Source organism: Bacillus sp. GS3m_15504 (assembly GCF_055825275.1).
In genome coordinates, this window is the sequence record NZ_JBVVNL010000002.1 from 242,438 (window position 1) to 263,897 (window position 21,460).

General features: G+C 31.5%; 15 protein-coding genes and 6 pseudogenes. 6 read left to right on the forward strand and 15 right to left on the reverse strand.

From position 1 onward, the window contains the following. Positions 1 to 101 precede the first annotated feature (101 nt). Both AC0L0O_RS20655 and AC0L0O_RS20660 read right to left on the reverse strand, forming a co-directional pair. Positions 102 to 821 (reverse strand): annotated as a pseudogene (locus AC0L0O_RS20655) (aromatic amino acid transport family protein); the annotation flags it as partial. A gap of 147 nt (positions 822 to 968) precedes the next feature. Continuing rightward, positions 969 to 2,141, reverse strand: a complete 1,173-nt coding sequence (locus AC0L0O_RS20660; protein ID WP_000341109.1) for a tyrosine-type recombinase/integrase — start codon at positions 2,139 to 2,141, stop codon at positions 969 to 971. A 401-nt stretch (positions 2,142 to 2,542) separates the two neighbouring features. Between AC0L0O_RS20660 and AC0L0O_RS20665 the strand changes: the two genes are divergently transcribed. Beyond that, positions 2,543 to 3,535: a helix-turn-helix domain-containing protein gene (locus tag AC0L0O_RS20665; protein WP_473786013.1), complete on the forward strand. Its 993-nt coding sequence runs from the start codon at positions 2,543 to 2,545 to the stop codon at positions 3,533 to 3,535. Between the two features lie 198 nt (positions 3,536 to 3,733). Here the strand turns inward: AC0L0O_RS20665 and AC0L0O_RS20670 are convergent, their stop codons facing one another. Continuing rightward, positions 3,734 to 5,125 (reverse strand): family 8 glycosyl hydrolase, encoded by a 1,392-nt coding sequence (locus AC0L0O_RS20670; RefSeq protein ID WP_086419703.1) that lies wholly within the window; start codon positions 5,123 to 5,125, stop codon positions 3,734 to 3,736. A 551-nt stretch (positions 5,126 to 5,676) separates the two neighbouring features. On the opposite strand from AC0L0O_RS20670, the pseudogene AC0L0O_RS20675 reads away from it, so the two are divergent. After that, positions 5,677 to 5,850: pseudogene (locus tag AC0L0O_RS20675) on the forward strand (IS4 family transposase); the annotation flags it as partial. A 54-nt stretch (positions 5,851 to 5,904) separates the two neighbouring features. Here the strand turns inward: AC0L0O_RS20675 and AC0L0O_RS20680 are convergent. From AC0L0O_RS20680 to AC0L0O_RS20690, 3 genes are all read right to left on the reverse strand, one after another. Next, entirely contained in the window at positions 5,905 to 6,900 is a 996-nt protein-coding gene (locus AC0L0O_RS20680) for a DUF4046 domain-containing protein (RefSeq protein WP_326042299.1), read from the reverse strand. An 833-nt stretch (positions 6,901 to 7,733) separates the two neighbouring features. Further along, positions 7,734 to 8,948, reverse strand: a complete 1,215-nt coding sequence (locus AC0L0O_RS20685) for an MFS transporter (RefSeq protein ID WP_473786014.1) — start codon at positions 8,946 to 8,948, stop codon at positions 7,734 to 7,736. A gap of 57 nt (positions 8,949 to 9,005) precedes the next feature. Next, positions 9,006 to 9,482 carry a MarR family transcriptional regulator gene (locus tag AC0L0O_RS20690; protein ID WP_473786015.1) on the reverse strand — a complete coding sequence of 159 codons (477 nt, stop codon included), beginning with the start codon at positions 9,480 to 9,482 and terminating at the stop codon, positions 9,006 to 9,008. A 291-nt stretch (positions 9,483 to 9,773) separates the two neighbouring features. Here AC0L0O_RS20690 and AC0L0O_RS20695 point away from each other — a divergent pair, with 291 nt between their 5' ends. Beyond that, positions 9,774 to 10,244, forward strand: a complete 471-nt coding sequence (locus tag AC0L0O_RS20695; RefSeq protein WP_473786016.1) for a MarR family transcriptional regulator — start codon at positions 9,774 to 9,776, stop codon at positions 10,242 to 10,244. 123 nt (positions 10,245 to 10,367) lie between these two features. On the opposite strand, the gene AC0L0O_RS20700 is transcribed toward AC0L0O_RS20695, so the two are convergent. The 3 genes and pseudogenes from AC0L0O_RS20700 to AC0L0O_RS20710 form a co-directional block, all read right to left on the reverse strand. Then, complete coding sequence (locus AC0L0O_RS20700) at positions 10,368 to 11,588, reverse strand: cytochrome P450, cyclodipeptide synthase-associated (RefSeq protein ID WP_473786017.1); 1,221 nt, start codon at positions 11,586 to 11,588, stop codon at positions 10,368 to 10,370. Between the two features lie 35 nt (positions 11,589 to 11,623). Beyond that, positions 11,624 to 12,343, reverse strand: coding sequence for a tRNA-dependent cyclodipeptide synthase (locus AC0L0O_RS20705; RefSeq protein WP_070183911.1), 720 nt, complete (start codon positions 12,341 to 12,343; stop codon positions 11,624 to 11,626). A 659-nt stretch (positions 12,344 to 13,002) separates the two neighbouring features. Continuing rightward, positions 13,003 to 14,351: pseudogene (locus AC0L0O_RS20710) on the reverse strand (FAD-binding oxidoreductase). Positions 14,352 to 14,722: 371 nt separating this feature from the next. Between AC0L0O_RS20710 and AC0L0O_RS20715 the strand changes: the two are divergent. After that, on the forward strand, positions 14,723 to 14,905 hold the full coding sequence (locus AC0L0O_RS20715; protein WP_253184245.1) for a hypothetical protein: 183 nt from the start codon (positions 14,723 to 14,725) through the stop codon (positions 14,903 to 14,905). Further along, positions 14,899 to 15,125: pseudogene (locus AC0L0O_RS20720) on the forward strand (recombinase family protein); the annotation flags it as partial. The gene AC0L0O_RS20715 and the pseudogene AC0L0O_RS20720, both read left to right, overlap by 7 nt. Positions 15,126 to 15,301: 176 nt before the next feature. On the opposite strand, the pseudogene AC0L0O_RS20725 reads toward AC0L0O_RS20720, so the two are convergent. The 3 genes and pseudogenes from AC0L0O_RS20725 to AC0L0O_RS20735 all read right to left on the reverse strand — a co-directional run. Continuing rightward, positions 15,302 to 15,620 (reverse strand): annotated as a pseudogene (locus tag AC0L0O_RS20725) (Holliday junction resolvase RecU); the annotation flags it as partial. A gap of 296 nt (positions 15,621 to 15,916) precedes the next feature. Then, a complete protein-coding gene (locus AC0L0O_RS20730) occupies positions 15,917 to 16,084 on the reverse strand; it encodes a hypothetical protein (RefSeq protein WP_473786018.1) in 168 nt (55 codons plus the stop codon). 252 nt (positions 16,085 to 16,336) lie between these two features. Next, on the reverse strand, positions 16,337 to 16,558 hold the full coding sequence (locus tag AC0L0O_RS20735; RefSeq protein WP_473786019.1) for a hypothetical protein: 222 nt from the start codon (positions 16,556 to 16,558) through the stop codon (positions 16,337 to 16,339). Positions 16,559 to 17,059: 501 nt separating this feature from the next. On the opposite strand from AC0L0O_RS20735, the gene AC0L0O_RS20740 reads away from it, so the two are divergent. After that, positions 17,060 to 17,653, forward strand: coding sequence for a cupin domain-containing protein (locus AC0L0O_RS20740; protein WP_473786020.1), 594 nt, complete (start codon positions 17,060 to 17,062; stop codon positions 17,651 to 17,653). A gap of 203 nt (positions 17,654 to 17,856) precedes the next feature. On the opposite strand, the pseudogene AC0L0O_RS20745 reads toward AC0L0O_RS20740, so the two are convergent. The 3 genes and pseudogenes from AC0L0O_RS20745 to kdpC form a co-directional block, all read right to left on the reverse strand. Next, positions 17,857 to 17,979, reverse strand: a pseudogene (locus AC0L0O_RS20745) (IS6 family transposase); the annotation flags it as partial. Between the two features lie 45 nt (positions 17,980 to 18,024). Beyond that, on the reverse strand, positions 18,025 to 19,728 hold the full coding sequence (locus AC0L0O_RS20750; protein WP_473786021.1) for an exosporium leader peptide-containing protein: 1,704 nt from the start codon (positions 19,726 to 19,728) through the stop codon (positions 18,025 to 18,027). A gap of 1,147 nt (positions 19,729 to 20,875) precedes the next feature. Further along, a complete protein-coding gene (kdpC, locus tag AC0L0O_RS20755) occupies positions 20,876 to 21,454 on the reverse strand; it encodes a K(+)-transporting ATPase subunit C (protein WP_134189262.1) in 579 nt (192 codons plus the stop codon). Between the last annotated feature and the right edge of the window lie 6 nt (positions 21,455 to 21,460).

Here is a 21,460-nt window from a genome sequence, read left to right on the forward strand (position 1 = left end):
ATAAACTCTATGGTTTAACAATATATAATTCAGTTCCGCTAAAAGTCGTTTATTCTCTTTTCTTATCCTACTATTTTTGCATCCGAACGAACAATAGTTAATTAGAATAATGACTTAATACTTGCTAGAACAGTAAGTATTCCTATAACAATTACAAATACATTACTCATTTTCCCTCTGTATTTTGATAGTAATGGTACTTTACGAATCGCATACATCGGTAATAGACATAAGATAGCAGCGACTAACGGACCGCTAAGAGCATCAATGATTCCAAGAATACTTGGATTTGTATAAGCAACATACCAGCATGTTAATACGACAAAAGTAAGAATCATTGTCTTAACTGTTTTCTCTCCTATATCTTTCCCACGTTTTTTACCGGACTTGATAATCATGTCACGCATTACCTCATACGCTCCTATATAATGGCCAAGGAAAGACTTTGTAATAGCCACAAATGCAATAATCGGAGCCGCAATAGTGATTACTGGTGAATTAAGCTCATTAGCAAGATATGATAGGATTGATAAGTTCTGTTCTTTTGCCACCTTAAGATCATCTGGAGTCAAACTTAAAGTACTGCTCCACACAAAGAACATAACAACAACGAATGTCATGATATAACAAACTTTTTGTATTTGAGCACACTTGGCGTCAGTAGCGTCTATTCCATACGTAGCTCTCTGTTTCATAACAAATGACGAAATCATAGGAGAATGATTAAACGAGAATACTATGATTGGTAGTATCATCCAAATCATTCCAAAATATCCTGTTCCAGTTGAAGCAGTAGAAACACTTGAAAAACTTAGCATGGATAACTTTGTATATAATAGAAGAAATTTTTTTATCTTCAATTAATTAAGTTTGATAATGACTCATATCAATTAAAAATAAATGAGAATTAACTGTATTTAATTATGTAAAAAATACACAATTAAATACAGTAATAATCATTATAGAATTTAAATCAACATATCAGCGAAAGCAGATCCAACGTTATTTTTACGCTTCATGTGCTTTTCTAAATATATTTTTGTGGTTTGAATATTTTCGTGACCAAGTGTTTGCATTAAATGATATAAATCTGCATTTCCTTGTTCTACTGCCATAATTGCAAAAGCATGTCGAAATGTATGTGCGGTTACTGGATTTTCACGATATTGTAAGAACTCTAAGTTTGTCTTCTTTATCATATCTGTTACTTGGTTTGATAGTGTTTTAGAGTTATATGCACTGCCTCTTTGATTTATAAATAACGGACTCTCATCCCCTTTTTCCAATACCGTTTGGAAACCCCTTCTTCTCCTCACCTCACAAATACATTGGTATAAATGTTCTGAAACGAAAAGTTCACGAAATTTGTCCCCTTTCCCCCTAACCTTTAACCAATACTTTCCATCATAGTGTAAATCTTTTACTCTTGCAGTACACAACTCCTGAATACGTGCACCAGTACTAGCCAATGCAAGTATTATTGTATAGTTTATTAAATGTCCTCTTTCTTTATAAAAACCTAATATTTTCATGACTTCCTCATAGGATAAATCTCGATTCGGCCGATCTTTTTCATTTACATTTGCACGCTGTAATTCTTCATGAAGTGGTTTTTCAATATACCCAAATACATGAAGATGTTTTAAAAAGGAACGAATCAATACCGTTTTTTTCGCCAAAGTTGCAACAGCATACGTATTCCCACCTCGACCATTTTGTACATTTTTTAACCAGTAATTAAATTTACGAATATGCCAAGGCTGTAACGTTTTTAATAAGGAAGCATTTCGCTGAACTTCTTCCCCACTCACTTCAAACTCTTCTGCATGCTGTACCATACATTTGCAAAATGATAGTATCTCAGACACATAACTCCTTTTTGTATCACCCTTTCTATTTTTCTTTTCATCCATATCATTTTTTAAATTTACAAAATGATATATCACTTCAAGATCACCTAGAAATGCATATTTTCCCTTTCCTTCTTTTTCTGCATCCTCTATCTTTTGTTCCAAATCATTCATATAACGATTGTTATACATAAATGAAGATATATCTTTTATATTGTCTAAATATATATCTGTAAATTCTCTTTGACTTTTTAAAATAGGTAAAATTTCATTTTGCTTTTTATCATCCATACCTATACATCCCCTCTTCTTGTATAGATTTTAATCTTTAGTATATTTATTAAGTATACTATGATTTTTATATCACTTACATCAATTATAGAAATTAATAATCATATTATTTCTGTAATAAGTCTATATTCTTCTATATTTAGTTATACATATAATTTTCAATAATTTTTTATTAAATAGATAAACATGTGACATTAATTTATACAATTTCATAAAATATATACATATTAATAAACATGTAATTATACCTTACATTTAAATAAAATTATAAAGAACATTAACATATTTGTTTTATGATATTTTATTTTATATTTAAATCTTATTTTATATCTAATTAAGAATCTGATATGATATATACATACTTTATTAATTATCACGAGTAAATAAGGAGGTATACTTTCATGACACAAGATTTACTGTTTATCACAAAACCTACAGTAACGACAAAAGAAGCTGCAGATTTAATGGGAGTTACCGTTCAGACCATTTTAAAAAAAGAAAAAGAAGGTCTAATAGAATGTGTATATAAAGATAATTGGAAGCAATTCGGAAGTAAAATATTCTATTTAGAAGATATTGAACGGTTAATGAATAAAGATGAAGTAAATGGATTAAGTACAAAAAAAGCAGCAGAAATTCTAAACGTAGCACCCTCCACAATCTTTACATATATTAAATCCGGAAAATTAACAGCCACGATGGTAGAAAAGCTCGGTAAACAAGTATATGTCATTGATGAAGAAGAACTAAAAAAATTCCAACTTAATTACGAAAAATCCACAACAAAAGAACGTAAAACATTCATTACTAAGATTCAAGATATAGACATTTATTTATATCAATTATTGAAACATCACCATACAGGAAAAAAAGCTAGGGTAATAGAAATTAATGGAGCCGATGGAAAGGTTCTTACAGAGGATGAAGAAATTTTCTCATTATCAACTTATAAAGAACATGATTATTCTCTTGAACCCTTCAAAAAACACACAGTGATTACGAAGCGAGGATATTTATCTTTTACATTTAAAAAGCCTCAGTTATTTAATTCTATTACTTATAATCTAATAAATTTATTTTATAAAGAGCTCGGTGTCACAAATATGCGATTGACTACTACACAAGATATCATCAGATTGGAGATTAAACCATTTGTTTTACAGGTAGAGCCATTACAATTCCAAGAAGAGATTAAGTACTTACATTCACATATGACGTCAGGCTCAATACTCCCTCATGTTGAAGGCATTTATTTTAAAAGTAAGGTAGAGCCATTAACTTTTCATGCAGATCATGACTTTAAACAAAAAGTAGTTCAAATGGCTGCCGAATCTGGTATGGGGCAAGAAGAATTTTTATTACAAGCTGTAAAATCATATATTGAAAAGTTTTGAAGCTTATTTACATCAACTTCCAATCGGTACATTATTTTATTTCCACCCCAAATGGTTTATCTAATCCATATAGTTTATCTTATAAGTAAAAAACGTAGAAATTATAAATTCCTACGTTTTTTACTATATAAGTTGCTGCTAATTATTTATCTATATTTTAAAAAAATATCAAATTTTAAATTTGGTATTCATACAATCTTAATCCTGTTCCTTCAATTCAGATTGTACTTCTAAATTTATTGGACTTTGTATCTTTTTTTCATCTGGAATCGGTTTCCACCAATTCCCTGTTAAAAATAACATAGTTAAAAGATTATAACTATCACTGAAATAACTCTCTTTCTTATTCTTCATCCAATCCCAACCACTATTTACCCATTCTTGATTTTTGCTGTTAGTGGTACCAGCAGCAATAAAGGGCGAAACGTATACGGCTGTTGGATAATCACCAATATTTGTTCCATCTAGTTTATAGCCGTCAACAATTTTCGATGGATTACCTTTTGTTTTACCTTTTATCCATGTAGCAACTTTATCAGAAATCACCTTACCTCTCTTTTCTCCATACATTGCATAGTCCATAACAATTCGGAGTGGTACACGACTCGCATTATAGTAATATGAATCAGTATATTTTGATTCATCTAAAAAATCTTTCGGTGCAGGCTGTGGTGGATTTTTTACAACAAAATCAGAAATCAATCCTGTCTTTGGTGAATATTTATTTGTGAAATTTGTATAAGTATTGTAGAGATTATCAATAACATTAAGCCAAGTTTTATCTCCTGTAAATTCGTAGAATGCCCTTAAATGAGACATCATCCAGTCGGATGGTCTAGTATCAAATGTACTTTTGTCTCCCCAATCCCCTAAATTCAAACCATTATTTTTTGTCACATTACTAGCCTTAATACCTTTTGTAATCATATTTTGAGCTTCTTTTAAATAATTGATTTTCCCACTTGATCCCCATTGCTTATGAGCAAGAAGAAGTGAATAAGCAATGTCTAAATCCCCATCTGTTGCAGAATCAAAATGCCCTTGTGCTTTCTTGTCATCTGCTACAACCCACCCCATTAAATTTGGGTTTATGGAACTTTTAAAAGCTCTTGCTGTTTTAAATAAGCCATCATAAATAGTCTGAGCATTTGAATCATGTCCTGCCATTAAAACTGTGATAATCATCCCATATCCTTGTCCTTCTGAAGTTCCTAATGGTCTAAACCCATCTGGATTTCCCGTAATCTCACCCTTAACATAATACCCACCAGGAAGTGAAGATAAATCATTCTTTAGATACTTCTTCTTCCAATCGTTATAATAATTTTTAACTGCATTATTCAAACTTTCCTGTGAAACATGATTCGGTTTTAAAATTCCTGAGTAATTTACTTGTTGAGGAAAAGGTTTCATCTCTTTAGCGACAGCGGATACTTGAGAAGAGTTTGTTATAATAGAAGAATTGATTTTGTGTCCATTATTTATTAATGTATCATTGTCTATAGCTGCTGCTGAAATACAATTAGTATAGCTTGCAAACCCAATCCCACATGCACATATAACAGTGAATATCTTTCTTTTTTCTACCATTTTTTCATCTCCCTTAAAATAAATTTTACAATTCAGATAAAATTTCGTATTTCTATGATAATTACTCCCATAACAAACGTACCTTTTTTTGAAGGATTTGGAATACAGTTAGATATTTTTCAAACGAAGTCTGACTTGGTATATTTTTTATGCTTTTCTAATATAAGAGTACTCATCTAAGCAATTTCTATAACTTATGGTAGTTAATACTTAAAATAGTTAACATAAATAATGTTATGTATATTAAAATTATCATACAGTAACTAAATATTATTATGTAGTCACGATTATTCTAAATAATTAATAGACAACTAATTTTATTTATATTAAAAACTATATTGCAATAAGAATATTCCCTTGTAAACCTTAGATAAAAAAAATATTAAGCTACAAAATAACAGATTTAAAAAACCTTGTTCAAAATTCGTCTAAATTTACATTTTCAACTATTTTTATAGGAAAATTCTAATCAAAACATATTAATTACTAAATTTTTTGGGAATAATCACACATTTCTATTAAGGTAAATTTATTCTCCTGGACTAATCCAAACTACTGTTTTCAATTGTATTCGTATTTTAGATTCAACAGTATTTCAACTTACTATTATATTTTCATCAATTTATCCTGGTACGGGAGGGTGCAGCCATATAACTGGAGTAAAGATGCAGCCTAAGTATAATTTATCAAGAGGACAATTCTTTCATATTGATACAGGTTCAGGTAGTTATTTCCAAAAATGACTATAAACAGGGGATACAAGGATATATAATTATTTATTAATATTTATTTGTATAACCTCTAAATGAATGCTTTTCATATTTATTTGGATATAAATCATTAATCATTGCATATGGACTCCCATTCCAGTATCTTAGTAATGGAGTCCATAATCTATGCCTTTTTAGCCAATCCATTGTATATTTCTGTAATAATTGATTATCTGTCAGCTTTTCTTTTTCCTCAATTGTCCATCTTAATGCATTAAGCGCTTTTTCTTTCGTCCAAAAATTATTAGGAGCCTTAGTAAATTCCCATTCTTTAAATTGATTTGGATACAAATCATTGATCATTGCATATGGACTATCATTCCAATACAATTGTATGGCCCCTCTTAATCCCAATTGCGTTAACCATTTTTTTTCGTAAATATTTTTCAATTGTTCCTGATTTAACTTTTCTTTTTCTTCAATTGTCCATTTCAATGCTTGCAATGCCTTTTCTTTCGTCCAAAAATTATTAGGAGCCTTAGTAAATTCCCATTCTTTAAATCGGTTTGGGTATAAGTCATTAATCATCGCGTATGGGCTTCCATCCCAAATCACCCGCAAAGGTGCACTTAGTCTCCGTTCATTTAACCATTTTTGCCCATAAATTTGCAAAAGTTTTTGTGGAGATAGTTTTTCCTCATCTTCAATTATCCATCTTAATAATTGTAAGGCTTTTTCTTTCGTCCAAAAATTTAAAGGTGTCATTTTAAATTCCCATTCCTTAAATCGGTTCGGATATACATCATTAATCATCGCATACGGACTATTTTCATATTTAAGCTTCAATAAGCCATGTAGTCGGTACTTCACAATTAATGCGTTACTCCAATGCAGTTTAATCTCTTCTTCGTTCCACTTTAAAATATTTGTTACTAAATACCTTGTTACTCTTTTAGCCATATCATTGTTTTCATCTGACTTCCAAGTATTTCTTGGGAATCTATTTCTTTTTCCATCTAATATCTCCTGATAAATTTCCTCTATAGTAATGGCTTTAATATGCATTTCACAATTTTCATTCCTTTCCCGCCTTTTAAATACATAAAATTCCAATTTAGTTTTATAGGTTAAAACTATGACCTTGTTATTCTATGGAAAAACTTCAATAATGCTTTCTAAGAAAATTAATGTGGATATTTATAAAATGATTTCTGTATAAAATACAATCAATCTCTATTAAATTCTGCCATAAGTATCCAGGGGAAATAGATAATATAAGTAAAAAAGACCACTGTATTTATAAAATTCACAATGGTCATTTTTATCGTTTTCCGACAGAAGACTCCTTCCTCAAAAATGTGAAGGTGTGAAACACCAATTTTAGGTGGGAGATGAATGTCTGTTGGCATAAGCCAACATGTTTGCTATCATTTACTTGTACAGATTGCTCTTTGAAAACTGAAGATATGAGGTTGGTTGCAGAAAAACGTTGCAACCGTAAAATCTTCAACGTTCTTTCGCCCCATACTTGCCGAAGTTGCGAAAACCAAGCTAAAGTAGGTAGTGTGGTGAGTCAACGTACAAGATACTTATGTTTTCACCGTAGGGACTACGGGTAGAGCCTGCTAAGATAACCGGTGGATACACCGGTGTTCGCAGGAATCTCCCACTTCAAACAGTCCGTAAGGACGTTAAGTGGTGAGTAGTTCAATACTTAACTAAATATAATTTCTCTTATTGAAATTTCTAATTACCTTATTCAAAATTACAAAAGAAACAATATATTTCATCTTTTATTATGAATAAGAACAGCTTTCGGTCTACCATAATTTTATTATGGATAATAATTTAACTGTATAATTTATATACTATTAATTCTTTATGATGAAATCATTTTCTTATTTTAGATTTTCTTGTTTTGGCACGATTTTAATAGATCTCTTACTAATCCGTATAAGCATGCCAAAAGAGAGAAAAATAAAAAATCCGCCAAATAGAGCAAATACAACTGTAGGCTTGAAATGTGCTAATAATAATCCCGAAACAATTGGTCCGACAGCCATTCCCATATATCTAATAAAGTTAAACATTCCCATTGCACTTCCCCTATTATGTTCAAATTCATTTGCAATCATAGTAGCAAATAAAGGAGTGAGGATACCAATTGATATTCCGTGGAGAATTAAAGCAACTGTTACACCAATTAAAGTATTCGAGTGTGTCACAGCAAATAATATTACGCTTAAAGCTAAGGCTACATTTCCAGTTATAAAAAGTTTTTTTTGTGAAATTTTCGAGTGAATTTTTTTAAAGGTCATACTGCCGAATATTAAACTTATAGCCATTGGTAAGTAAAGTAAACCCACTACCTGTAAACTTAATTGATAATGATCTGTTAATAAAAGTGGTAAGTAAACAATGAAGGAGAAATAAAGAAAAAATGCAAAGAAACTTAATATTAATATGGAGCTTCCCACTTTGCTTTTAAATATAGAAGCATAGTGAGATATAAGTGTTTTTCCACTCATTTCTTTTTTACTCCCCATACGATCTTCAGGGAAATATAACCAATTAGTAATAAATAGAATTATAGATACTACTACAAGTAGCCAGAAAACACCTGGGTAATTATATTTTTCCCCAATAAAACCTCCTAACACAGGGGCAACAGCAGGGGCAATGGATAACATGGTTTGATATGTACCCATTGCACTTCCTCGTTGTTCTCCTTGAAATACAGTACCAATTGTAGTTGCCGCAATAAGTGGTATTGCAGCTGTCCCTACAGCCTGTAAAATTCTACATATTAAAAACACTGTAAAGTTACTTGTAATTGCACAACCAATACTCGCTATAATTGTTAAAATAATACTCGGAATAAGAATAGTCCTAGTACCTTTAAAATCAATTATAGAACCAAAAACAATTTGCATAATTGCCGTAATAAAAATAAATATGGAAACCGAAAGGTTAACCATTGTTATAGATACTTGGAATGAATCCCGAATTATGGGGATTATTGGAGAATATATGTTTTGATTTAAAGAAGCGAAAAAAGCACTAATACACAACAAATATAAAAGAAAAGAAGCACTTGATTTAACACGGTTCATGCTATCCCTCCTAAAAGATTATTAATAATTAGCTAATTTATTTAAGTTATAATAAATTTATTTTCCCAACATTTTATCGTTTATATTTTGTAAAAACTTCAATATTGCTTTTTGTTCAATTTCAGAAAATGAATCAACGAACTGATAAAATTCATTTTCTTTCTGGTCATGAATTTTTTGATGTAATTCACAAAGTGATTGTCCTGCCGGAGTCAGTTGATAATATACCTCCTTTTTATTATCAACTGACTGAAAACGAATGATTAAATTTTCTTTTAATAATTTGGTGTTAATTTTTGTGATATTCGCTTTAGATAAATTCATTTTCCTTGCAATTGTAATATTATTTATTGGTTGATTCTCACCAATACAGGCAATTACGTGTATACTTGTCATATTTGTCGGTACATGTTCTATTTCTTCCATTTTTGCTTGCTTAAAAAAAGTCTCAATATCCTTATCTACCTTTTGTTCATTGAGATGTAACAAATGTAGATAATTATCGTAAATTTTCTGTTTTATGCCCTTATTCATTTAAATGTTTCTACCCTTCTTTGTCTATTTTGTTTTTTGTTTACCGGTAAACTATTTTGATTTTATATCCTCATTTAGCAATTGTCAATTGCTAAATTGGAATTTAACTAATTATGTAAGAACCTTTAATGTATCTGTTTTTCATAATTTACCCTAATAAAGCCCTATTATATTAAAGAGTTAGTTTCAATGCATAAAAGTCTTTTTTTAAATTGTTGACCTAATTATTGTTTACTGGTAAACTTTATATTGTTAACCGGTAAACAATAATTCTAGATAGGGGAAATTATTATGACAAATTTTATCCATGAACAAACCTTAAAAGCTATTGAAGACTTTGTCATAACAAGAGAAAAGAAAAAATATGCATCTCAAGAGATGATAAAAGAATTAGTTAGTGAATATGAAAATATAAATAAAAATTGGACTCTAACGCAACTACATATTGTTTCGGTTATTCATGAGAGTAAACAACAAATGAATAACACTCTACTATCTATGGAACTTAATATTTCTAAAGCAACCATCTCTAAAGCTATTCGCGTTCTTATTGATAATAAAATTTTATTGACGCATCAAAATACAGATAATAAGAAGGAAATCTTTTATACTTTAACTGATAAGGGAATACAGTTAGCCATTGTTCATAAAAAGTTACACAAAATTGCACATGAGCGTTACAGTGAGTTATTCCAACAATTTAATGATTCCGAGTTACAAGTTGTAACAAAATTTTTAGAAGCATGGAAACAATGTATTTAATTTTTTGTTATATCAGCTTAGAAGGTATATATGTTGACCTTCTCATAAAAATAGAAAAACTAAGGGGTTTTAGCCCCTTAGTAAAAATTGAATTATATTAATAACTAAAATAGCCATGTTTTTTTAAACTAACTTATCAAAAAGAATAGGCATGGAAATAGGTCCACGTGTATAAAGTCCTTTTTCAACATATTGAAAATCTTCTTCTAATTTAATATTTTTCATATTATCTAAGACTACATTTACAACTATTTCAATTTCTGATTTTGCAAACGCTGCTCCTACGCAATTATGAATACCTGATCCGAATGCAAGATGTCTTGCAGCACCACTAAATGCCTTTTTAATATCAAGATCCGGACGATAAATATTGAATTCATCAGGTCTTTCAAATGCATTAGGGTCACGATTCGCTGCACCAATCATACAAAATACCGTAGTTCCTTTGGATAGTTGGATACCACTTATGTCCGTATCTTTTGACAATTGACGTGGGATCAATTGCACTGGTGGATTGTAACGTAAAGTTTCTGCAATAGCTAATGGTACTAATGAACGGTCACTTAATACATCTTGCAGTTGTTTCGGTTGGTTAATTAAATTATAGATTAATAAAGCAAGAGTCTTATCACCAGGTTCTGTTGCAGCTAATAATATATTTAAAATCAATGCTAGAATATCAGTATCAGTCATAGCTATTCCTTCATATTTTGCACTGCATAATTTAGAAATTAAGTCTTCCTGTGGGTTTAATCTTCGCTCTTTAATAATCGGTTCTAAATAATTAGCTAACTGTTCACTGCACCAAAGAGAATGTTTTTTTGCCTCTGGTGGTTGATTTATACTGGTAATAAAGTCAGCTACACCGCTATGCCATTCTCCTATCTTCTTATGATCTTTCTTATCTAATCCAATCATATCCATTGTTACATAAACAGCAAATGTTCTGCCAAAATCATTAATTAAATCTATCTTTCCATTTGGAAGGTGTGGAAATAGTAAATCTTCTGCATTCTTTTTAATTAAAGGCATTAATTTTTGTAAAGCATCTCCCATAAAACTTCTTAAAACAATTTTTCTTTTCGCTACATGCTCTTTTCCACGCATTTGTGCTAATACTGGTCCACGCATTACTGGCTCAGCACGTTCAGCTAATGATTTTGTTGTAAATGTTTCAGTATCATTCAATATATTACGGACATCTTGATATCTGCTAATAAAATAACTATCAATCTCAGCTTCGTAATGTACTGGGTCATTCTGACGTAGGTATGAAAAATACTTATATGGATTTTCTTGAAATTCCTCTGTTAATATATTTACCGTTTGTATAGTATTTGACATATTTCTTCCCCCTTGTATTGGATACTTACTATTTGCTAAGATAGATCTTCCAATTCTTGAACCATTAAATATCCTTGATTTGGTTTCATCTTAATAGAAAAATCATTTCGAACTATCTGTTCACCAAGCTCCCATGGTTTATGATAAATAAGTACAGCTTCTTGAGCTCCTAAAATTTCAGCTCCGCCAATGAAAAATGGGAGTTCTGCAATTACATATTCTACTGCAATATTTAGCATGTCATTTGATATTTGATCAATATCTATATTGGTACCCCTTGCCCTACCTAAGATGGCTGCATGTGACATTTCTAAGCAAGCATTTCGAAAATCAGTTTCGCTTAAAAAAATATGTTCTGCTTCTGCTCTCATGCAGCTATATGCATTGTTGTCATTAAAATCAGAAAAAGTATGGATAGCGTTTACATTACCACCATGCTCTTTAAGTGCCTTTTCAGCTGATCTTCTATTTCGAGATACTTCTTTCCTAACTTTTCTTTCCGCTTTACCTTTTGGTGTTCCTAGAGCCTCAAGTAAATTTGCAGCTTCTTTTCCAGCTAATAAAACACTAACATCATCAAAAGTATGTAATGCCCATTCAATGAGTCTATTAATATATTCATCAGAAAATCTACTATTAAACGGACTAATACCTATTATTGCATGCTTACTACGTTTTAATATTTCAGCACAATTAGTAGATAAGGGTTGAGAACTAAACTTTCGTACATTTCTTAACGCTATAGCATTCGTCATATAATCATCCCTTTATTTTTTTATCAATATAAACTATTTTATTAATTTTTAGTGATTGAGAATACATCGCACTACATATATTAAGAGATAGAAAAAGTTACTAAATATGAATACTAAATAAAAAGCTCCTTATAATGTTCACCGGTGAACAAAAACAATTCTATATCGCAAATGTTTATTTGTCAATATAGATTATTCTGAAAAATAAACAAAACAAAAAACTTATATTTTTCATACACATTTTTGTGAACATTTAAAGAAATTTATAATAAACATAATACAAATGTTTAAACATTATACTTGCATTGCAGTTTGGATAGATTAGATAATTTCACAAAAATAATTTATTATTTTTCTATATTTTTAATTGTACCTAGACTAAAACTGAGCAGTATATAAATACAAAGTTAATTGCTTTCTCCGTTTTACGAACTAAGTGATTCTCTGTATACCGAAAATATATTCCGTACTTTTTTATTTAACCACATGATAAATACACTTATTACTTTAAGAGTATTGTAGTTTTTCTATTAAAAAAGATAAAGACAAAACTCATTTTCATAAAGTTTGTCCATATTCTAACTCTGTACAAAAAAATCCGAAATTTTAGTTTTTATATTTTTTTAAACCTTGATTTTTATAAGAATCTACATATTTATTTAATTTTGGATCCCTTGAGGAAATGTAAATATATTACACGGATCATACTCTTTATTTATTTCCTTTAAACGTTCGGAGTTTTCTCCGTAGTAAGCGCACATATAATCTTTTAATTCACTATAAGGAAAATTTATAAAATAACCCTTTGTAATAGTTTTTATATAGCTAAATCGCTGTTCAACCCATTTAAAATTATCTTTTTTAAAAATAGGCTCTTCCCATATAGATTGAATCCCCAAAATATAGTGAGCATCCCGGTAAAAAGATGCAGTATCGTTCTTATTTATATCATTTACTTTGCCCCCAAGAGCATAGAGGCTTATTGCTGCAAAGATACTGCCCCTTGGTCTATTCTTAATAAGATGAATTATATTTTCAATTTCCTGATCATTATAATATCTATGGACAAATCTTCCTGTAGATTTAAATTGTTCTGATTTAAGATAAGATGCTTCAATTTTTTTCATTGCATCTAAAAAGCCAATATACTCCAAGTTAGTTGTTCCTCCCTCTATACAAACTAATGATTGCAAAATATCTCTTGCTTCTTCTGGAGTTCCGTAAAATATCCCTCGTCCATATATGGCTAATCCTTCGTTAGCAGAGTTATATAAACTAACCCCAAGTGTAATCCTATAATCCAGGTCCACTAACCATTTTGCCATTTCTGTAAGAAAGCTCGCTGTATTTCTGGTGAAGCTTTGGGCCAATATATTTCAATTAATGTAATTTTATCGACTTTTGGAGGTATTTTAAATGTCATTGAAACAATAACACCAAAGTTCCCACCACCACCTCCTCTACAAGCCCAAAATAGATTGCTATGACATTTTTTATTCGCTACAATTAACCTGCCTTTATAGTCTACTAACTCAATTTCTATTAAACTGTCACATCCAAGTCCAAAATTTCTACAAGAATATCCCCAACCGCCTCCTAATGTGTATCCTGATACTCCCACAGTAGGGCACGTACCTCCTGGAAAGGGATACCCTTTAGAGGAGATAAAATCATAAACTTGTTCATTTCTGGTCCCCCCCTGTATTTTTAATGTTTGTTTTTGGGGAGTAACTTCTAGACGGTCCATTTTACTTACATCAATAACAATAACGTTATTGCCCACAGAATATCCCTCATAATGATGGCCACCTGAACGTATGCGAATATCCACTTGTTTTTTCCTTGCCCAAATAATTGCATTGCTTACATCATACTTTGTATAGCAATAAACAATAATGAGTGGAAACTTTTGTACAGAGCGATTCCATTCTTGCCTCGCCTTTTCATACTCACAATGTGATTTTGTAACAACTTTCCCTGTTAGTCCTTTGAGATTCAATTTACACATTATTATAAGCACCTTCCATTTCAAGATAGAACTATCATTTTTATAACTAGTGTATGATACTGTCATATATAAGTGATTTTCAAGAAAATAATCATCAACAAGGTTCTAAATATAAAAATATTAGGTTTATTTGAACACCTGCCATATGATAACTCTTAGTACTTGATTCAGTTTCATTGATTTGCATAACTTATATCTATGCCTCTTAAATAAAACGGTATCAAATTAAGAGGTAGGTGAAAGAGTATCCTAAACCGTTTCACTCTTTTGTTGTATGATTTTTAAATCTTAATAAGATAAATGTATTGTAAAGAAGAACAAAGTGATAGTGAACACAAAAATTTTTAACATTTTGTTTAGGAGGTGTTACTGTGAAAACTATAGAAATTGAAATAGTTAAATCAGAGAGTCGTAAGGATTTAAAAATGGAATTAGATAAAGTTGTAAATAAGTTTCGTTCAAAAGGTTTAGAGGTTGTCGTACAATATCGAACACAAGCAATTGTAAATGGAATTGAATATTCAGCTTCAATCGTGGGGTGTAAATCAGAATGATCGAAGCTGAACGAGGAAAAGAAGGATTAGAAGAGAGTAAAAAAAAACGGGAAATAACATAGGGGGACCAAAACTAGAAAAAGGAAAACTTTTAATTACACTACGTATATATGATAGTGACCAATATTCCATCAAAGAAATCCTAGAAGAAACTATAATATCACAGGAGTCTCCTTATCGAGCTATTAATAAACGAAAACTTGAAGCAACAAAGAAGTAAAAATACTTTGTGTTTCTTCAAATTATACTATTTTATGGAAGGGATTTTATTAGCTAATCTTATTTACAAATATCATTCAAAAATAAAAACCGATTCCTTAACGTACAGGGAATCGGTTTTTTCGTGTCCGAAATGTGTCTAAACGTACAATCTTCTTTTCTTGATATGGTGAGGCCAATAAGGAAGAAGCATATTGCTCCCATCTTCTCCGATTTCTCCAGGTAATCAAACTGGTGCTGCTTTATGTGATTTAAATCAAAACACGTATCTTTCTCTGTAGATTTCGCATCAAATGCTATAGCTCGTCCTTTATATACCGTCGCAGTCTACAGTGTTTTTAGATGCATAATATCCTGTTAATACCTCCCCCCTTAATCTTTAGCCCTTTACAGGATTCGGATGCTTGTTTATAAGTGCCACTCTACCTCTTTGATACATTTCATTCAATAGATTAATAAGTTTTTCAAACGCCATTCCACGGTTTCCTTGTCCCATTTTTATTCACCTCTTTCTACTAAAATGATTATTTCGTTGAGTTTTAATGTCCCCAATGGTCAACTATTTCACGTGATGATGTCCAAGAACTATCATCTAATGTATGAATGTTTATTTTTACTGGAATCAACTCATCAGATGCATTATTTTCATCGACATACTTTGAGCCATCTCTTCAGTTGGTAAAAAACAAGTAGCTGTATATCCTATTGTTATATCTTCTTCTGCAAAATTATACTAAACATCTTCTAGTATAAATACGCTAATACTCAAAACTCCATTTATGTTCATCCTTCCTATTTGAAATACGGATAATTTTCAACTGTATACCTCCAGTAATCATTTTCTGTTAATGCAATCAACTCTTTGCCTTTCTCAATTGCTTCCTCTTCGTTTACGAATACACCATATATACCACTCTCATTTTCCTGTTCAAGTAACTCAAGAACGAATACTCTATCCATTTCCCTCTCCCCCTGGATAAACTCAAAATTCCGTCAATACTGTAGAGACATGATTACCTTTCTCTGTTTTCCTTGGATGAGCAGTTAGCTTTTTCTATCTGCTCTTTTATTTTCTGGAATCACCAACAATAAGTCGTAATCTGATTTTACTAATTCTACACACAGCGATTTATTTGTTCCATTTCCTTAATACGTATAAATCAATCTCATTTCTTCTTTAGTGAAGCTTGTCCCTAACAACCAATTAAAGCTTTATAAAATCTTCGTTGACCAATACGCACTCAGTCCCTTACTTACAGGTCTTGATAACCATGTGAACAATTTACATTTAAAATCTAATCCGTTTTCGACATCTTCTAAATGAAAATACATTTTATTTTTAGGTTCAAATATTAGCTCGTTATAACTCTCTACAAATGACTTAGGAAAGTACATTAATCCCTTATCTACTAATCGCTGTACCTCTTGTTTCATATTCATTCCCCTTTTCTACAAAATGAAATTTTCATACAAAATACACACAACTAAATCCATATAATTCGATATAATATATTGCATCATTTCTTTTTAGAGGGGATAGTCGTTACAGAAAGGGACTTTTCTAAGTGCTCTTCTATTTACATACCAAATAACGTTTTTGTTTAAAATAACCGTCGCAAACAAATTAGATAAATTTACCAGTACATTTAAAACATATTCATTTTAAAATCCCTTTTGAATACGACATAACTCAACCTTACGAAAACCTACAACTCTTCACGCGCGGCTCTTTTTTATTTAAATTAACAATTTTATTAAGTGTTTTATACAAATAGTACATTCTTTATCAAATTGTTACTTTTATTTTTCCTGGAAAAATGATAAAGTTTGTTTGTATTTTTTATTACTGCCTATTTCCTCTTATTCTGCATTCCTATAAATAGACAACTGCATAGGATAAACAGAAAATGATAAAATTATGAGAGGAGCTTGAATATGCAATATAATCCACGTTATTGTCAAAGTCAAAACCCAATGGATTGCATCTGGAATAACAATAATTGGATTTACGCTTGGAATCCTTATTACTACAGTTACAACAATATTTCTTGGGACTACAACCGGAATCCTTATTGTGAAAATATTAGATTAACCGATTATGGAGCTAGACCATTTGTATTGAATATTAACCAAGCCACAAAACAAAACAATACTTACCGCACCGCTATCTGGACAGGGAAAAACTTACAAGTAACTCTAATGAGCATTAATGTTGGAGATGACATAGGTTTAGAAGTACACCCTACAACTGATCAATTCATACGTATTGAAGAGGGCCAAGGACTCGTTCAAATGGGGGATAACAAAGATAAATTAGATTTTCAAAAAATGGTCTATGATGATTATGCAATTATAATACCTGCTGGAACATGGCATAATGTAACTAATACAGGTAATATTCCGTTAAAACTTTACTCGATATATGCTCCTCCAAGTCACCCATTTGGTACCGTTCATGTTACTAAAGCAGAGGCATTGGCTATGGAAGAAAGTTATAGTTATAGCAATAAGAATACAGTTAGTTATTAACCAAGCTTTATTAATAAAAAAGAATGCACATTTTAATTTGTGTGCATTCTTTTTTATTAATATATACATAAAGACTTTGCAAGAAAATCCAATAAAGTTGTGTTCCCCGAGTTAGTGATATTATTTTTTCGAAATTACATCCCTATTCAATCTCTACTTCTTCTGACGGTTTCTTATACTTTATAAAAACCCAAACATGTCACCTACTTCTGCAAAGATATAGCTGTGTGAAAAAACTTGATTCTTAATATAGAATATACATGTTTCTTAATAAAGTGATTGTCTTGTTCTACAATGTTATTCAAATATTTGAGTTTTCTTGTTTTGGGGCATAGTAACATATTACACTTCTAAATTACATCTATACGTTATTAAATCAACATAAGCCAATAACAATTAGTTAACGGAAGATTAGGTGCCTCTGAGATTACTGTTGTATTATATCCCACAATAAAACTAGATGGTACAGTTGCAGAAGCCCATCCTGCAGTGAAAAATTGGTTTGCAATTGTATTACTCGAACTGAAAATAGGTGTTTGACCGGTAGAACTCGAGTCAATTCCGATAATTCCCTTTCCGGCGGAATTTTGAACACTGTTTCCAATAACTTCAATAAACTTAAAAATATTAAAATTAGCATTAAATAGTAAGACAGGTACATTCCCTTCATTAACTGTCGTATTGCTTAGAAGAAACAATCCGAAATTTGTACCAACAAATTCTTCAATTAGTAATAGATGTCTCAATGTAAAAGGAGAAGAATTATCTTGATTATTATTGCTTACTATTAAGTTCCCTTGTAATGTTCCAGAATTAACAGTTATATTAGTGATAATAATAAATCTGCATCGTGTGTCACCTGAATCAGACACAAAAGTATTACTGTCAATAATACTTTGTCCTGAAGTAGAGGAAATAATGATATAGAAGTATCCATTGTTAGGTGATGCAGCGGGTGCATAGGTAAAGTTGCAATTTGTTATTTGAAACTCAGTTGCTACAATAGTGATACCGAGTTCACATACTGAAATTTCACAACTATCAATATATATTCCTGTTGCTGACAAATTATTAATTGAAATAACAGACTCAACTCCTAAAACAGATGGGAAATTTTGGACGATAGACATGTTTTGGAAAACAACATTAGATACTGTAACATTAAACATAGAGATTACAGTATTCAAGGCAGTGACAACGGTAGTTGCCCCTATTCCTTGCCCCTCAATTGTTACTGATTTATTGACAGCAATGGTGGATGTAATTGAAAAAGTTTCGGCATCAAGTAATAGTCTATCACCATTATTAGCCACAGCTAAAGCTGCATCAATCGTGGTATAGGTCTGCGTTGACCCAACAAGTATTGTGTTTCCGGTAGGAGCTGGAATAGCTCTGACCATCGGAGGAACTGGCTGAGAGAGCTTATAATACGTGCTCCCCGTGGATAGGTCAATGTAAATATCACCCAAATCTCCAATGTCGCATGTTGGAACTCCAACTCCTGTTAAAACTGTAGTACCAGTTACTCCCGTAGGCCCAGTTGTTCCCGTAGGGCCAGTTGCTCCTGTAGGGCCAGTTGCTCCTGTAGGGCCAGTTGTTCCCGTAGGGCCAGTTGCTCCTGTAGGGCCAATTGCTCCCGTAAGTCCAGTTGCTCCCGTAGGGCCAGTTGCTCCTGTAGGGCCAGTTGCTCCCGTAAGTCCAGTTGCTCCCGTAGGTCCAGTTGCTCCTGTAGGGCCAGTTGCTCCCGTAAGTCCAGTTGCTCCCGTAGGGCCAGTTGCTCCTGTAGATCCAGTTGCTCCCGTAGGGCCAGTTGCTCCTGTAGATCCAGTTGCTCCTGTGGGTCCAGTTGCTCCCGTGGGTCCAGTTGCTCCTGTAGGTCCAGTTGCTCCCGTGGGTCCAGTTGCTCCTGTAGGTCCAGTTGCTCCCGTGGGTCCAGCTGCTCCTGTAGGTCCTATCGGACCTGTTGGAAAAGTAAAGGGAGGAATAGATGTAAGTGTTGGCCCCACGAGATTAGGATCAAAGGCCGCAGCCTGAATTCCCTGCCATTTCTTTTGCTCATTTGGTTTATCGGACATATTATTACCTCCAAACAAAATACACTCATTCCTTAAATGAAAAAACAGTTTTCACCTTTACATTAGTCTATGTAGAAGTGTGTTACCAATTCCCCTATATACGAATAGGTTATGAAAAAACGATAAATTGGGATAGCAACACATCGCTATCAAGCTAATAAAAAGAAATGCCCTCTAGAATGAAAAAATACGCTAGTTTATGTAATTAATATAAGATAGTTATCTATGGGGATTTAACATATTATAAGATATTGAATAAGGCGGAAAACAAATCCAATAATCTACTTGTTTTATTTTCTTTAAACAAGTAGATTATTGGATTCTAAATGAATTTATAATTGTTTGACTTTACTACGTTGCTTATAAAACACATTAAAACAATTAATAATAATACTCCTATTACAGATAAAATTAGGTTATTTGAAGAAATTATTTCATCTTTCCAATATGCTAAAAATATTAATAAACCGTGTCTAACGGAAAAGAATAACCCTAATCCAAATATCGAAAGTAAATATGAAGATTTATCAATTTCCTCTTTTATCCTTTTCATTACTATCTTAACTTGTTAAATTTATACTTATTAAACTTACTTTCTTTATCTCGGCTGTAAACCAAAAATCCAAAAATAAAAAGATAACCATCATATTTTTTGTTTACTTCGAATACTGAAACTACAACTAACAAGTATATCTATATTGATAAATTTATTACAAAAATAACTGTAAATGATTTAAAAGGTGAAAGTAAACTTTTATCCATTAGTTTACTTTCAAGTCACCAAAAACATTAGTCTTAAAGTGATTCTCCTGATATCATCAAAATCAGAAAGAAAATAACTAAAAATAAGCAAACCTTTCAAAGAAATTACCTGTAGTAAAGATTTTTTTATTTAGGGGGTATATCAAAAACATAACTTGATAGTGATATGGCGGTATCCCACTTTCTTTTAAAATTTCAGAGACATCACGATAACTTAAAAAAACGTCATTAGTAGCCGACAGCTACCATAATAATTTTTTATTTGAATTGTTGCCCTTTAAAATATCTCATGTCTGATTTTTCTAGATTTTTTCTAAGGTTTATCTTCACTAAGAAAAACTTGCAACAGAACCTCGATAACGATTGAGGTTCTGTTGCAAGTCTATTATTTTGTAAATTTTTGTACTTCCATGTTCAACTTTAATACATTCACTCGTTCCTCGCCATATAAACCAAGTACACGTCCTTCTGTATGAGAAGCAATCATATCTTTTAGTTTATCTTTTGAAACTTTCGTTTCCTTTGCAACACGCTCAACCTGTGCATATGCAGCTTTTGGACTAATATCTGGATCGAGTCCTGAAGCTGAATTTGTCACTAAATCCATTGGAACTTCTGTTACCGGCACAGAAGGATTATCTTTCTTCCATTTTTCAATACTTTCTTCTGTACGATGTAATAAATCTAAATTAGAAGGAGCATAGTTGTTAGATCCAGAACCTTCTGCTTTATAACCAATACTTGATACACGTCCTTGGAAATACTTTGGATCCTTAAATTCCTGACCGATTAACTTAGAACCAATTATCTCACCGTTATTATATATTAAACTTCCTTCTGCATTATCCTTCATCGTTACTTGTACAACCCCAGTTACTACAGCTGGATAAACAAGACCACATAAAACTACAAGTACACCAGTTAAGCGAATAACAGGTCCAAATAAATTTTGTTTCTCAATCATGTATAT